Here is a 14,502-nt window from a genome sequence, read left to right as displayed (position 1 = left end):
AGTCATGGCATGAAACGTATTGACTGGAACAACCTGAGCGAATCCGAGCGTACCGACGCGCTGGCGCGGCCGGTGCAATCGCGCGCAGAGACGTTGCGACGTGGTGTTGAAGACATCATCGCCACGGTGCGTGCGAAGGGTGACGCGGCATTGCGCGAACTTTCCGCCCGCTACGATCGTTGCACGCTGGACGTGATCGAAGTCAGCGAAGGCGAGTTTGCTGCGGCTGAACTGAAACTTGCACCGGAGCTGAAAGCTGCCATCCGCGAAGCTGCGGCGCGCATCGAGGCTTTTCACCGCGCGGCAGCACCGCAGCCGGTCGGTGTGAATACGGCTGTCGGCGTGCGCGTCGAACGTGTGCTGCGTCCTATCAACCGGGTCGGGCTTTATGTCCCGGCCGGAAGTGCGCCGTTGCCGTCGACAGCATTGATGCTTGGTGTGCCGGCAAGCATCGCCGGCTGTCGCGAAGTCGTGCTGTGCTCTCCGGCGCGTGCGGATGGTACGTGCGATGAAGCCGTGCTGTTTACTGCGCGTACGGTCGGGGTGCATCGTGTTTTCAAACTGGGCGGCGCGCAGGCCATTGCCGCCATGGCTTACGGCACGGAAAGCGTGCCCCGTTGCGACAAATTGTTTGGCCCCGGTAACGCTTGGGTGACCGAGGCAAAGCTGCAGGTATCCGGCGATCCCGAAGGTGCAGCCATCGATATGCCGGCGGGTCCATCGGAGGTGCTGGTGATCGCGGATGCTGATGCCAATCCCGTCTTCGTCGCTGCCGATCTGTTGTCGCAGGCCGAACATGGCCCCGATTCGCAGGTGATTCTGGTCAGCCCGTCGGCTGCCTTGCTCGACAAGGTGGCGACGGAAGTGGATCGTCAGTGCGCCGAACTGCCGCGTGAAGCGATTGCGGAACAAGCGCTGACGCAGAGCCGCCTGATCGAAGTCAAATCATTGGCTCAAGCGGTGGACGTCAGCAACCGCTATGCGCCGGAGCACCTGATTTTGCAAGTTAGTGCGGCACGTGATCTGCTCGATGACATCGAAAGTGCCGGCTCGGTCTTCGTCGGTGCGTGGACGCCGGAATCCGTCGGTGACTATTGCAGCGGCAGCAATCACGTTCTGCCCACTTACGGCTATGCCCGCAGCTATAGCGGCGTGTCGGTGGCCAGTTATCAAAAACAGATCACCGTACAAGAGCTTGATCCTAACGGTCTGCGTGCAATTGGCCCGTGCACGGCCACGCTGGCTGCAGCCGAGCAGCTTGAGGCACATCGTCGTGCCGTGACCTTGCGTCTGGCTGCATTGGGTGTGCAGCTATGAGCGTGCTTGATCTCGCCAGGCCGGACATCCGCAACTTGCAGCCCTATTCCTCGGCGCGCATGGAAGCGGGTGGGGGCCAGATCATGCTCAATGCCAACGAATCGGCATGGGCACCGAACGGTGATGGCGGACTGGGTTGCAATCGCTATCCCGATCCCCAGCCTGAAGCTCTATTGCAATCGCTGGCTGCGCTTTATGGCGTAAAGCGCGAGCAATTGTTTGTGGGGCGCGGCAGTGATGAGGCGATCGATTTGCTGGTGCGTGCATTTTGTCGCGCAGGCGAAGACGCGATCCTGATCCAGCCGCCTACCTTCGGCATGTATGCGATGAGTGCGCGTATCCAGAACGCGGCGGTGATCGAGGTGCCGCTTGCTCAGGATTTTAGTTTGGATGCGCATGCTTTACTGGCCTCGGTCACGCCCGCAGTAAAGCTGGTTTTCCTGTGCACGCCGAACAATCCCAGCGGAAAATCGATTTCTCGCGTGGACATTGAACACGTTGCGCAGGCGCTGGCTGGCCGAGCGCTACTGGTGGTGGACGAGGCTTACGTGGAATTCTCCAGTCAGGCGAGTGTCGTCGATCTGATCGATCGCTATGAACATCTTGCTGTGCTGCGCACTTTGTCGAAGGCCTGGGCGCTAGCTGGCGCTCGCATCGGCAGCTTGCTGGCCAGTCCCGAGGTGATCGCTTTGATCCGCCGGATCATGCCTCCATATCCGCTGCCCTTGCCCTGCGTAGCCGCGGCGCTCGCCGCATTGTCTCCCGCGGGTCAGGCGGCAGCGCGGGAGAATGTCGCCATCGTGCAAGGGGAGCGCGCGATGCTGCAATCAGCCCTGGGCCAACTTCCGGGTGTGCGCGAAGTGTTGCCTTCGGACGCCAACTTTCTTGCCGTGCGCTTCGACGATGCCGGGGCCGTGTATCAGCAATTGCAGCAGGAAGGCATCGTGGTGCGCGATATCCGGCGTTATCCGATGCTGCAGGATGCGCTGCGTATTACCGTTGGCACGCCGAGGGAAAATGCGCGCGTGCTCGCTGTGTTGAATGAAATCATGTTGAAGAAAGGTGTGGCATGAGCCGCAAGATTCTCTTTGTCGACCGCGACGGTTGTCTTATTCACGAGCCAGCCGACGAGCAGATCGACAGTTACGAAAAGCTTGATCTGCTTCCGGGCGTGGTAGCTGCCTTGCAGCGCATTGTTGGTGCGGGCTACGAACTGGTGATGGTCACCAATCAGGACGGACTGGGTACGGAACGCTTTCCGCAGGCACATTTTGATGGTCCGCACGACTTGCTGATGCGTATTCTTGCGTCGCAGAGCATCCGCTTTCGCGAAGTGTTGATCGACCGCAGTTTCCCGCATGACGGTCTGGACACGCGCAAGCCCGGCATCGGCATGATGCGTCAGTACCTGGCCGATGACGGCTGGACACGCGCAGATTCGGCAATGGTCGGTGATCGTGAGACCGATCTGCAATTTGCAGCAAACATGGGTGTGCGCGGTTTTCGTGTCGGGCTGCAAGGTATCAGCTGGGAGGATATTGCCCATCAGCTGCTGGATCGGCCACGCATAGCGGAAGTGACACGCCATACCAAGGAAACACGCATCAAGGTACGCGTGGATCTGGACCGTCAGGCTGAGCCGGTTGCACACACTGGATTGGGGTTCTTCGACCACATGCTGGAGCAGATCGGCAAGCACGGTGGTTTTGCCCTGCAGATCGAATGCGACGGCGACACCAAAGTCGACGAACACCACACCATCGAGGATTGCGCGCTCGCGCTTGGCCAGGCCTTGCGTCAAGCGCTAGGCGACAAGCGCGGTATCGGCCGCTACGGCTTTACCTTGCCGATGGACGAGTCACAAGCCAGCGCGGCACTGGATCTTTCCGGGCGTCCGTATTTCGTCTTTGAAGGTGAGTTTCCGCGTGAACGAGTGGGCGATGTGCCAACCGAACTGGTGCCGCACTTTTTCCGTTCGCTGTGCGACGCGTTGGGCGCGAATCTGCATCTCGTTGTGAAGGGCGAGAATGCGCATCACATGGTGGAGGCCTGCTTCAAGGTCACCGCTCGCGTGTTACGTCAGGCGATCCGCCGTGAAGGTGATGAATTGCCCAGTACGAAAGGTGCTTTGTAATGAGCGTGGTGCTGGTCGACGCTGGCGGCACCAATATTGGTTCCGTGCGTTACGCCCTGCAGCGCCTTGGCGTTGATGCGGCGCTTACTTCCGATGCCGCGAAGATTCGTGCTGCGGACAAAGTGATCTTGCCGGGAGTTGGTGCGGCGGGGCCGGGTATGGCGCGACTGCGTGAGCTGGGACTGGTCGATGTGATTCGTTCGCTGACTCAACCGGTGCTTGGCGTGTGCCTGGGCATGCAACTACTTTGCGCGCATTCGCAGGAAGGTGATACCACTTGCCTGGGTGTTATTCCTGTGCACGTGCATCGTTTTGAAGAGGCTCCCGATCTGTGCGTGCCACATATGGGCTGGAACAGGCTTTCGCCGCGGGTAACTCATCCGTTGCTGAAAAACCTGCAAGAAGGCGATTGGGCCTATTTCGTGCATAGCTACGCGGTGCCGATGGGTTCCTACACCCTGGCCAGTAGCGATTACGGCGATCCGTTTTCTGCCGTCATTGCCAGCGGCAATTTCCATGGCATGCAATTCCATCCCGAGCGTTCGGCCAGCGTCGGCGCCAAGCTATTGAAGAATTTTTTGGAGCTCTGATCGAGCTGTAATAGTTATTGGTTCGGAAACATTGTCATTCCCGCGGAAGCGGGAACCCATGTTGCATTTCGTGTATACGCGAGATGGATTCCCGCTTTCGCGGGAATGACGGCGAGCTGAGATGGGGTTGTTAAAGCGTGGATAGATTTTGGAATCGACCAGCATGAACTTTGAAGTAATACCCGCCATCGACCTGCGCGGCGGCCAGGTGGTTCGCCTGAAGCAGGGTGATTACGCACAGGAAACTCGCTACACCAGCGATCCTCGCGATCTGGCAGCGCGCTATGCGCAAGCCGGCGCGCGCTGGCTGCACGTGGTGGACCTCGATGGTGCGCGTGCCGGCGATCTGGCCAACCTGGCCGTGATCGAAGCGTTGGCGAAGGCCGGCATGCAGATGCAGGCCGGCGGTGGTGTGCGTAACGAGGAAGATGTACGCCGCTTGTTCGCCGCAGGTGTTTCGCGAGTGGTGGTTGGGAGCGTGGCGATTCGCGATCCGGAGCAGGTGGCTGGCTGGTTGCACCGTCACGGCGGCGAACGCTTTACCATCGCCCTCGACACACGCCGGCGCGCAGAGCGCTGGACCTTGCCCAGCGCAGGCTGGATTGAGGAGGAGGCGCGCACGCTGGACGAGCTCGCTCCCTGGTATGCCCAGCGTGGCGCGCGCCATCTTCTATGCACGGACATTGAGCGCGACGGCATGCTGGCGGGTTTCAATCTTGATCTCTATCGGCACCTGGCAGGCACCGTACCGCAGCTGGCGGTGCAGGCTTCCGGTGGCGTACGTTCGCTGGACGATATTCGCGCTGCTGGTGAAGCGGGTGCGCACGGCGTGATTCTTGGCCGCGCCTTGCTGGAAGGCCGTTTTACGCTGGAGGACGCATTGGCATGTTGAGTCGCCGCATTATTCCCTGCCTGGACGTGCGCGACGGCAAGGTTGTGAAGGGTGTCCGTTTTCGCGATCACGTGGTGATGGGCGAAATCGTCGACCTAGCCTTGCGCTATCGCGATGAAGGCGCCGACGAACTGGTGTTCTACGACATCACGGCCAGCCCGGAAGGCCGCAGTGTGGACCGCACCTGGGTCGAGCGTGTGGCACGGGTGATTGATATTCCGTTCTGCGTGGCAGGTGGCATTCGTTCGGTCGAGGAAGCGCGCGAGGTGCTGCACGCTGGCGCCGACAAGATCTCGGTGAATTCGCCTGCACTGGAACGCCCGGAGCTGATCGACGAACTGGCCGCTGCATTCGGGGTGCAATGCGTGGTGGTCGGCATCGACTCGTTGCGGGATGAAGATGGCGAATGGCGCGTGCGTCAGTACGCGGGCGATCCCTCCAAGACGCGTTCGTTGCCACGGCGCACGTTGGATTGGATGATCGAGGTGCAGAATCGTGGTGCTGGTGAGATCGTGCTCAACTGCATGGATAGTGACGGTGTGCGAAAGGGGTACGATCTCCAACAGCTGGCGGTTGCGCGAGCGGTATGCAGCGTGCCCTTGATTGCTTCGGGCGGCGCGGGCGCGATGGATCACTTCCTTGACGCATTTGGGCATGCGCGGGTTGATGGCGCACTTGCGGCCAGTGTTTTTCACAGCGGCGTCATCGCGATAACGGATCTCAAGCGTTATCTGCAGCAGCAGGGTGTGGTGGTTCGCCTGCAGGAGAGTGTGTGATGAGTAGCGCCATGACAGATGTGAGCCGAGTTGATCTGGGGCGGCTCGATTGGTCTAAGTCAGGTGGGCTGCTGCCGGTGATCGTGCAGCACTGGTTGTCCGGCGAAGTGCTGATGCTTGGATACATGAATGCCGAAGCGCTGGCGCAGACGCAGACGATCGGGAAGGTGACGTTCTACAGCCGTAGCAAGCAGCGCTTGTGGATGAAGGGCGAAAGCTCAGGCCATACGCTGGATGTGAAATCGATCCGGATAGATTGCGACGCAGACACCTTGCTGGTGCTTGCTGATCCGCAAGGTCCTACCTGCCATCTGGGCACCAGCAGTTGCTTCGGCGACGCGGTGCGTCCTCCGCTCGGTTTTCTGGCCGAGCTTGATGCGCTGGTGGAAAAGCGCAAAGCATTGCTGCCTGAAGGAAGTTACACCACGCGTCTGTTCAAGGACGGTACGCGACGGATTGCGCAGAAGGTCGGCGAGGAAGGCGTGGAGACAGCGCTGGCTGGGGTGGCGCAGAGTGACGATGAGTTGCTTGGTGAGGCGGCGGATCTGATCTTTCACCTTACCGTGTTGCTGCGCGCGCGAGGTTTGGGACTGGTTGATGTGACGCGAGTGCTGGTCGAGCGCCATGCCTGAGCGAGACAGGTAGGCTGGGTTACTACCGGATCAGGTCCGGGGCAACCCAACCTACGATGCCTAAGGATGCTGTTGGGGTTTAGTCTTACTGCGAACCCGCTGGCGTGCTATTGGTCGACGGCGGCGGTGGCGTAAAGGGTACGGCAGGTCCCGGTGTGACTTCCTTGCGCCACGCAGCAAGCTGCTGCGCAATGCCTGCGCCGACATCCATCTGCGGTTCGGAAGGTGTCAGCTTCTGCTCCTTCTCCCAACCGGCAATATCGTTCTTGGCAAACTGAAATGCATCGACAAAATTGTCGGTCTTGTTCAATGCATCCACCAGCCACGCTTTGCCGAAATAAGTGATGTCGGAATCGCTGCCGCAACCGAACGAGCTACGGTCAGTGCGTGCCGCAGTCAGTACCAGCGTGCCTGAGCTGCGCAGGTCCGGCACGAAGCCACCGGAGTAGCAGGCATTGACGACCACTACTTTCCACTTGAAGGAGCGCTTCTTCAGGATGCTGGCCAAGTCGGATGCACCGATCTGATCCAGCGGCAACGGATCCATGTCGACCAGCAGGTTGTGGTCTTCGTCGCCGTGCGACGTCATGTAGAGCACCAGGATGTCTTCATCCGGCTTCATCACGTGAGTGAGCTGATCGAGCGCATCTTCGAGATTGCTCCAGTTTGCCAGCGGATGCGATTGCAGGGTGCTGGGATTGTTCTCCAGCACCACGGCGTGAGCGGTAGGGCCGAAGCGTTTGGTGAACAGTTGCCCGGCGTATTCGGCTTCGTTGCGGAACACGTCTTCGCCACCGTCGCCGGCAAAGGTCACTAGGTATAGATTGGTCTTGTCAGCGACGCGCGGCGTCAGCTGCGAGATCGCCTGGCGAACCATGCCAGGTTGAGCGTAGATGACCTGTTCTGGCGAAGGGGCCTGATTGGGCCAGTTGTCATTGTCGTCGCTATCGTCCGAGTCAGTGCTGCTGGCACTGGCCGGTGCGGACGTGCTGGCCGATGCAACGCTGGGTGCGGGCTGGGCGGGGGCGGCCGGGTGCCGCACGACCAGCAGCATCAGCAGCACACCGGCGGCGAAGGCGAGCAGGGCAGTCAGTACGGTGCGCATGCGTGCGGCTCGGAATCAGGGCTTGATGGCGTCGAAGCTGGTGTAGGCGGGATGGCGTGGCTGAGCCGGGATGTCCTGCGGCGGACGAAGCAGCCAACCGGTTTTCATGCCTGCCTCATGGGCGGCATCCAGTTCTTCCACCACGTCAGAGAGAAACAGCACGTGCTCGGGGCGTTCACCGATGGCTTCGGCGATGCGGCGGTACGATTCAGTCTCACGCTTGGGACCCGTCTCGGTGTCGAAATAGCCGGCGAACAGCGGCGTGAGATCGCCGGATTCGCTGTAGCGGAAAAGCAGCTTCTGCGCTGGCACGGAACCGGAAGAGTACACATACAGGTGCAACCCTTCGCCGCGCCATGCATGCAGTCGCGCAGCTACTTCTGGGTACATGTGCGAGCGGTATTCGCCTTCCTCGTAACCGTCTTTCCAGATCATGCCCTGCAGGGCCTTCAGGGCCGTGGACTTGCGATCTTCGTCGATCCAGCGCAGCAGTAGCACGATCACTTCCTGGCGGCTGGCCTCGATCAGGTTGGCTTCCCTGGCCGCTTCATGCAGCCAATGCTGCACTTCAGGCTTGTCCGCGTGTGTTTCGACGTAGGCAGGCAGGCGCCGACGGGCGTAGGGAAACAGCACGTCCTTGACGAAGCTGATCGAGCTGGTAGTTCCTTCGATGTCGGTGACGATGGCGCGGATGGCTGTCATGAGGGTAATAAGCTAAGCGGTCCTCAAGCTTAACCTGCCCCCAGGCACGCGCAAGCGCCAAGTGCTTGAAATGTGTGCAAAGCGCCGTATCCGGACAGGTTGTCCGGGCATGCGCTTAAAGCCGGTTTAGGTAAGTCGGAAGCTCAGGCGGTGACCGTGGCCAGGGGGACCATGCGCGGGAAGCTCAGGGCAATGTCGGAGCCGGTGAAGCTGGCGACCCAGCCGTCCTTGTTGGTGAACAGGCGGATGGCGATGAAGTAGGGGGCTTCGCTCATGTCGAACCAGTGGCGGGTGCCGTCGGGCACGCCGATCAGATCGCCTTGCTCGCACAGCACGTCATAGACCTTGTCCCCAATGTGCAGGGTGAACTGGCCCGCGCCGGCGACGAAAAAGCGCACCTCGTCCTCGCTGTGGGTGTGTTCGCTGAGGAATTTCTGGCGCAGGGCAGCCCGGTCCGGATGATCTGGCTTCAGGCTGATAACGTCTACTGATTGGTAGCCTTCTTCGCGCATCAGGCGGTCGATGTCGCTGCGATAGGCGGCGATCACTTCGTCCTGGCTGGCGCCAGGGGCGACCGCCTGGCTGGCTTCCCACTGCTCGAAGCGCACGCCGACCTTGGCCAGTTCGCGCGCGATCGCGGCGTGATCCTCGTGAACTGAGGACGGGGTTTGCGGCTGTTCCGCTTCAAAGATGCGCAGGCGGCTCATGCGTTCAGTCTCCTCAGATCGAGTTCGCAGCCGAGCAGGAATTCCAGCGCCTCCAGATGGCGGCGTGCCTCGGCCATGTCATGTCCCCAGGTATAGATGCCGTGGCCGTTGATCAAGTAGGCATGTAACGGTTTGCCGGCATCGATCCAGGCGTCGACTTGGGTCACCAGCTCGGGCATGTGCTGGGTATTGGGGAACACCGGAATATTGAGTGTGCTTTCGTGCGTGGTGTGGCCGCGGATTGCCTTCTGCAATTCCCAGCCTTCCAATCGGATCACGCCGTCTTTGGCGAACAGTCGCGAGGCGACGCTCTGCGTGCGCGAATGCGTGTGCAGCACGACGTTCACATCTGGCCAGCGACGATAGACCTGGGTATGCAATTCCGTTTCGGCGCTTGGGCGCGATGGCGTACCGACGGCCTTGCCTTGCATGTCCACCAGCATGATGTCGTCGCGGCCGAGCTTGCCCTTGTCGCGTCCCGAGATTGTGATGGCGGCGTGATCGGCATCCACACGCATGGAGAAATTGCTGCTGGTGGCTGGCGTCCAACCATGTTGCGCAAGTTCGCGTGCGGCATCGGCAATAGCGTCTGCGCGCTCGTAAAACAGCGCTGCGGGAATGGTGGCGGGCAGTTCTTGGCTCATGGGAAATGGACGTCCAAATGAGGTGTGACTATAGCATGGGGGTGATGCAGCGAAATGCGAGTTATTCGCGAAAAGGGTCTTGTTAAGGTCTCGGGGGTAAGATGCGCGGAGATTCGTCGTAATCCCGCGGCGAACGCATTGATATTAGGGATTGTTATGTCCAGGCATGAAGATATTCCCTCACGTCGTCGTTTTTTGAAGCTCGCAGCTGGTACGGCTGCCGCAGCGGTGCTCGCGGGTGGTTTGTCGCGCGTCGCACGTGCTGACGACCTCCCGCATGTTTCCGAATCCGATCCCACCGCCAAGGCGCTGGGTTATGTTGAGGATGCGTCCGCCACCAAGGATCCCAAGCATAAGGCTGGTGATACCTGCGCTAATTGTCAGTTTTACTCCGGCGGTGCGACGGGCTTCGGACCGTGCCAGCTTTTCCCCGGCAAGGCTGTGAGTGCGAAGGGCTGGTGTATTTCGCATACGGTGAAGCAAGCCTGACAAGAGCACCGTGTGTACAAGTCATCAAGCCGGCCATGTGCCGGCTTTTTTGTTGGCGCACGTATACGCGGCATAAAAAAACGCCTGCACAAGGCAGGCGTTTGATGAGAACGAAGGGGTATTGCTGAAAAGTGCTACCCGGACACGTCAGGCTGAGGAGCTGACTCGCCTGACGTGCCGGGTCGCGATCCGGGGCCCACTGCCAAGTGATCAACCCACGGGCTGATGATGATACTCCGGTTGCTCGAAGTGGGGCGAACCGCGATAGAAAATTTGTGCGAAGCGAATTATTAATCTTTATAAATCAACGATTTACACGAAAAATTCAAAGTGGGTTGTTCGAATCATTAAAAGACCGTTCGCTGCACATTATCGACAGTTGGGCACTTTTCCTGACTTTTCGGCGGAAATTACCGAAGATCAGCGCTTCGCGGAGCCATTGGCGAGACGCAGGCGACTATGGCGAACCCCATAGGTGAAATAAATCGCAAAGCCGAGCAGGGTCCAGACGATCATCAGCGTCCAGTTGAACCAGTCCATGGTTGCCAGCAGAGCCATGCAGCTGAGTACGCCGGCCGTGCAGATGACCGGCGCCCACGGCACGCGAAAAGTGCGCGGCAACTCCGGTGAGGTGTAGCGCAGGATAAGTACGCCCGCACAAACGGCGGTGAATGCGATCAAGGTGCCCATCGAGGTCAGGTTCGCCAGCAGATCCAGCGGAAACACAGCGGCGAGGGCGGCAATGGCGACACCGGTGATGACCGTGTTGATGTGCGGTGTGCGGTGACGCGGGTGAATGCGGTTGAACACCGGCGGCAGCAAGCCATCGCGTGACATGATCATGAAGATGCGCGGTTGCGCGATGATCATCACCAGGATCACCGAAGACAGCCCGATCAGCGCGCCGATCTCGACGACCCAGCGTAACCAACCCAGTTCGGCGTGCACTTTGATCGCGGTGACGACAGGTTCGTCCGTACCCAGCTGGGTATACGGAATGAGGCCGGTCAGTACCGCAGCCATCGCCAGATAAAGTACGGTGCAAATGACCAGCGATACCAGCGTGCCAAACGGAAGGTCGCGTTGCGGATTCTTGCATTCCTGTGCGGCTGTCGAGGTGGCTTCGAAACCGATGTACGCGAAGAACACCATGCCGGCGCCACGCATGATGCCGTCCCAGCCGTATTTATGGTTGCCTTGCGCTGCGGGGATGAAGGGGTGCCAGTTGGCGGGATCCACATAGCGGTAGCCAGCCACCACGACGATGATGATCAGGCCGACTTTGAGCAGCACCATCAGAAGGTTGATGCCGGCCGATTCACGGATGCCGACGTAGCACAGCCAGGTCAGCGCCATCACGATGGCGACGGCCGGCAGGTTCATAACGTGCCCGGTCGAGACCAGTGCACCATTGGTGTACGCGAAAGGTGCATCAGTCAGCGCGACTGGCAAATGGATGCCCACATTATCGAGCAGGCTGGTGAAGTAGCCGGTCCAACTGGTCGCGACGGCCGAGGCCGAGATGCCGTATTCCAGCACCATGTTCCAGCCAATGAACCAGGCGACCCCTTCACCAAGTGTTGCGTAGGCATAGGAATAGGAGCTGCCCGAGATCGGGATCAGCGTGGCGAATTCCGAGTAGCACAAGGCGGAGAAGCCGCTGCAGATAGCCGCGAGAATGAAGGAGATCAGTACTGCCGGCCCGGCATGATCTGCCGCAGCCTGGCCCGTGACGACAAAAATGCCGGTGCCGATGACGGCGCCGATACCCAGCGCTGTGATGCCCCATGGACCAAGCGAGCGCCGTAGGGCGGGGCCATGCGAATCGTCGAGGTTGTCGGAAAAATCGGTCTTGCGGGCGAATAGCTGCTTGAGCATAGGGCTGCCTGATAGAAAGTCGGCACGGTGTGGACACCGTGCCGGACAGGATTCATGCGATCAGTGTGTGCACGGCCTCAGGCAGGCTCGGTGCCATTGGCCAGGTGACTCTTGCGATAGCCATATAGCGCGTACACCACCAGGCCGACAATCGCCCAACCGAAGAACAGTACAAGAGTATGCACGCCCAGATTCACGAACAACAGCAAGCAGCCCAGGATCGCCAGCGGACAAATGAGCCACACGGCAGGCGTGCGGAACGGGCGATGGCGTTCGGGTTGACGTACACGCAGCACCATCACACCGATGGAGACCATGATAAAGGCAAACAGCGTCCCCGAATTCACGATATCCGCCAGCACACCCACAGGGAACATCGCGGCGAACAAGGATACGGCGATGCCTGTAATGAGGGTCAGCACGTGCGGCGTGTGAAACTTGGGATGCAGCTTCGACAGGCCAGCCGGAAGCAAGCCATCGCGCGACATGGTGAAGAAGATGCGGGTCTGGCCGTACATCATCACCAGGATCACCGAAGGCAGCGCCAGCACGGCGGCGAGGCCGACCAGATTGCCGATTCTTTCAAAGCCCAGCAGACGCAGCACATGCGCCAGCGGTTCCTTGCTGCATACCAGCGCTTCGGAGCCTTTACATGCATTGGCCATTTCCAGTGTGCCGGGATGGATCGCGATGCCATCGGCTCCCAGCATGGGCTGCGAACCGACTGAGCCGACCGCGCCATAACCCACCAGCAGATAGAAAATGGTGCAAACGGCCAGCGAGCCGATCAGGCCAATCGGGATATTGCGATTGGGATTCTTGGTTTCTTCGGCGGCGGTGGAGACCGCATCGAAGCCGACGTAGGCGAAGAAGATGGATGCCGCAGCGCCCAGTACGCCAATACCGCCGAGTGGACTGCCCCAACCGTTAGGCAGGAACGGCTGGAAGTTCGAATGCTTCGTTGCCGGAAGGGCGATGGCGATGAATACGGTCAGCGCGACAATCTTGATGGCCACCAGCACCGCGTTGACCTTGGCGGACTTCGACGTGCCGATGATCAACAGGAACATGATGACCAGCGAGATCAGGAAGGCCAGCAGGTTGAAGATGCCGCCGTCCTGTGGACCTGTGCGCAAGAACTCTGGCAGCGACAGTGCGCCGGGATGGACCAACCCGAACAGATCGGTATTTAACAGCAGACCGTTCATGTAGTTGGACCAGCCGACGGCGACAGTGCCGGCGGCGATCGCATATTCGAGTACCAGGGCCCAGCCGACGATCCAGGCCACGCCCTCGCCGAGCACGCCGTAGGTGTAGGTATAGGCGGAGCCGGCCACTGGCACCATCGATGCCAATTCGGCATAGGACAGAGCAGCGAGTGCGCAAACCACGGCGGCGATCACGAAGGAGAGCATCATGCCTGGACCGGCTTTCTGGCCTGCTTCAGCCGTCAATACGAAAATGCCGGTGCCGATAATCGCGCCAACGCCCATCAGGGTCAGCTGCAGTGCACCAAGCTGTCGCGTGAGGGCTTTTTTTTCCGCTGTCGCAATAATTTGATCGAGTGGCTTGACGCGTTTAAATAGCATTGAGTGCTCTCTGTGAGGGCCGGCGCTTCGCTTATCGGGAATGCCAGAGATGGAACATGACAAGCAGAGTCATCTTCCAACCATAGCCTAGCGAAGGCCGGGGGGACAAGCTGCATTGCGGTTAGGCTGCCGGATCCGCGACCGGACTCCCGCAAGCCTTTAGCGCGGCATCATTTTTGTATGAAGTCAGATGGCACTTGCGTAGAGACGTGTTTTCCCTGTTGGACTGATCAGGGCGTCATGTTGAGCGCAGCTATCGGCGTTGGGACTCAAGTTAATGATTGCCCCGATAACGATCTATCGTATATTTCTTAAAGCTGCTTTCGTGACGAAATGGTTGTGGTTATTTTTTTGGAGATCCAAAAGATTTACTTGGATTTGAGGTGACGAATAACGTGTCTATGCGTCGGAATGATTGGGAAAAACCATGCCTGTGAATTTACGCAGAGCATTGAATGATTATGCAGATCATCATGAGGATGACGTACATGCTGCGGCGTGCATCGCGTTTTTGGATGAGGCGGAACACCCGTTTGATCGCGAGCACCTGACAGGGCACTTCACCGGATCCGCGTGGCTGGTCAGCGCCGATGGTGAAAAGGTGTTGCTTACGCATCACCGCAAGTTGAATCGATGGCTGCAGCTGGGTGGCCATGCGGACGGTGACAGTGATCTCGCCGCAGTGGCCTTGCGCGAAGCGCATGAAGAATCAGGGCTTACCGGGTTACGGGTGGAGCCGAACATCTTCGACGTTGACAGGCACTGGATTCCAGAGCGCAAGAGTGAGCCTGGGCATTGGCATCATGATGTCCGCTATGTGGTGTGGGCGACGTTGAATGAAGCGTTCGTGGTCAGCGATGAATCGTTGGAGTTGGCATGGGTGTCGATTCACCAACTTGCCGATGCGGCTGATACGGACGAATCCTTGCGCCGCATGGCGCGCAAATGGCTGGCGCGTGCATAAGGAAGGTTTGAGCAAGCACAGCTAACGAGACCCTTGATGCTTGGATTGTCATTCTGGCGAAAGTCGGAATGACAATTTGGCTG

Annotated in this window: 15 protein-coding genes; 9 read left to right on the top strand and 6 right to left on the bottom strand. The window is 59.5% G+C overall.

The features are described from left to right. Positions 1 to 9 precede the first annotated feature (9 nt). The 7 genes from hisD (at position 10) to hisIE (ending at position 6,341) form a co-directional block, all read left to right on the top strand. Positions 10 to 1,317, top strand: a complete 1,308-nt coding sequence (gene hisD / locus ISN74_RS11005; RefSeq protein WP_188799357.1) for a histidinol dehydrogenase — start codon at positions 10 to 12, stop codon at positions 1,315 to 1,317. Beyond that, complete coding sequence (gene hisC / locus ISN74_RS11000; protein WP_188799356.1) at positions 1,314 to 2,390, top strand: histidinol-phosphate transaminase; 1,077 nt, start codon at positions 1,314 to 1,316, stop codon at positions 2,388 to 2,390. Before hisD ends, hisC begins: the two co-directional genes overlap by 4 nt. Continuing rightward, positions 2,387 to 3,451 (top strand): bifunctional histidinol-phosphatase/imidazoleglycerol-phosphate dehydratase HisB, encoded by a 1,065-nt coding sequence (gene hisB / locus ISN74_RS10995; protein WP_188799355.1) that lies wholly within the window; start codon positions 2,387 to 2,389, stop codon positions 3,449 to 3,451. Before hisC ends, hisB begins: the two co-directional genes overlap by 4 nt. After that, complete coding sequence (gene hisH / locus ISN74_RS10990) at positions 3,451 to 4,041, top strand: imidazole glycerol phosphate synthase subunit HisH (protein WP_188799354.1); 591 nt, start codon at positions 3,451 to 3,453, stop codon at positions 4,039 to 4,041. Before hisB ends, hisH begins: the two co-directional genes overlap by 1 nt. A 163-nt stretch (positions 4,042 to 4,204) precedes the next feature. After that, a complete protein-coding gene (gene hisA, locus ISN74_RS10985) occupies positions 4,205 to 4,933 on the top strand; it encodes a 1-(5-phosphoribosyl)-5-[(5-phosphoribosylamino)methylideneamino]imidazole-4-carboxamide isomerase (protein ID WP_188799353.1) in 729 nt (242 codons plus the stop codon). After that, entirely contained in the window at positions 4,927 to 5,709 is a 783-nt protein-coding gene (hisF, locus tag ISN74_RS10980; protein WP_188799352.1) for an imidazole glycerol phosphate synthase subunit HisF, read from the top strand. Before hisA ends, hisF begins: the two co-directional genes overlap by 7 nt. Then, the gene (gene hisIE / locus ISN74_RS10975) at positions 5,709 to 6,341 is read left to right on the top strand and encodes a bifunctional phosphoribosyl-AMP cyclohydrolase/phosphoribosyl-ATP diphosphatase HisIE (protein ID WP_425488839.1); all 633 of its coding nucleotides are present in this window, start codon (positions 5,709 to 5,711) and stop codon (positions 6,339 to 6,341) included. Before hisF ends, hisIE begins: the two co-directional genes overlap by 1 nt. Before the next feature lie 85 nt (positions 6,342 to 6,426). Here hisIE and ISN74_RS10970 read toward each other — a convergent pair whose 3' ends face one another. The 4 genes from ISN74_RS10970 to ISN74_RS10955 all read right to left on the bottom strand — a co-directional run bounded on the left by ISN74_RS10970 (position 6,427) and on the right by ISN74_RS10955 (position 9,499). After that, entirely contained in the window at positions 6,427 to 7,446 is a 1,020-nt protein-coding gene (locus ISN74_RS10970; RefSeq protein ID WP_188799351.1) for a C13 family peptidase, read from the bottom strand. 15 nt (positions 7,447 to 7,461) lie between these two features. After that, positions 7,462 to 8,148, bottom strand: a complete 687-nt coding sequence (gene mtnC, locus ISN74_RS10965) for an acireductone synthase (protein WP_188799350.1) — start codon at positions 8,146 to 8,148, stop codon at positions 7,462 to 7,464. A gap of 143 nt (positions 8,149 to 8,291) precedes the next feature. After that, positions 8,292 to 8,855: a 1,2-dihydroxy-3-keto-5-methylthiopentene dioxygenase gene (locus tag ISN74_RS10960; RefSeq protein WP_188799349.1), complete on the bottom strand. Its 564-nt coding sequence runs from the start codon at positions 8,853 to 8,855 to the stop codon at positions 8,292 to 8,294. Then, positions 8,852 to 9,499 carry a methylthioribulose 1-phosphate dehydratase gene (locus ISN74_RS10955; protein WP_188799348.1) on the bottom strand — a complete coding sequence of 216 codons (648 nt, stop codon included), beginning with the start codon at positions 9,497 to 9,499 and terminating at the stop codon, positions 8,852 to 8,854. Before ISN74_RS10955 ends, ISN74_RS10960 begins: the two co-directional genes overlap by 4 nt. A gap of 156 nt (positions 9,500 to 9,655) precedes the next feature. Here ISN74_RS10955 and ISN74_RS10950 point away from each other — a divergent pair, with 156 nt between their 5' ends. Further along, complete coding sequence (locus ISN74_RS10950; protein WP_188799347.1) at positions 9,656 to 9,988, top strand: high-potential iron-sulfur protein; 333 nt, start codon at positions 9,656 to 9,658, stop codon at positions 9,986 to 9,988. 420 nt (positions 9,989 to 10,408) lie between these two features. On the opposite strand, the gene ISN74_RS10945 is transcribed toward ISN74_RS10950, so the two are convergent. Continuing rightward, positions 10,409 to 11,866: an amino acid permease gene (locus ISN74_RS10945; protein WP_188799346.1), complete on the bottom strand. Its 1,458-nt coding sequence runs from the start codon at positions 11,864 to 11,866 to the stop codon at positions 10,409 to 10,411. 77 nt (positions 11,867 to 11,943) lie between these two features. Then, on the bottom strand, positions 11,944 to 13,455 hold the full coding sequence (locus ISN74_RS10940) for an amino acid permease (protein WP_188799345.1): 1,512 nt from the start codon (positions 13,453 to 13,455) through the stop codon (positions 11,944 to 11,946). A gap of 427 nt (positions 13,456 to 13,882) precedes the next feature. Here ISN74_RS10940 and ISN74_RS10935 point away from each other — a divergent pair, with 427 nt between their 5' ends. Beyond that, positions 13,883 to 14,419 (top strand): NUDIX hydrolase, encoded by a 537-nt coding sequence (locus ISN74_RS10935; RefSeq protein ID WP_188799344.1) that lies wholly within the window; start codon positions 13,883 to 13,885, stop codon positions 14,417 to 14,419. Positions 14,420 to 14,502 lie beyond the last annotated feature (83 nt).

The sequence above is a fragment of the Dyella caseinilytica genome, assembly GCF_016865235.1.
GTDB lineage: Bacteria > Pseudomonadota > Gammaproteobacteria > Xanthomonadales > Rhodanobacteraceae > Dyella_B > Dyella_B caseinilytica.
This window is presented reverse-complemented; position numbering and strand designations above follow the sequence as displayed.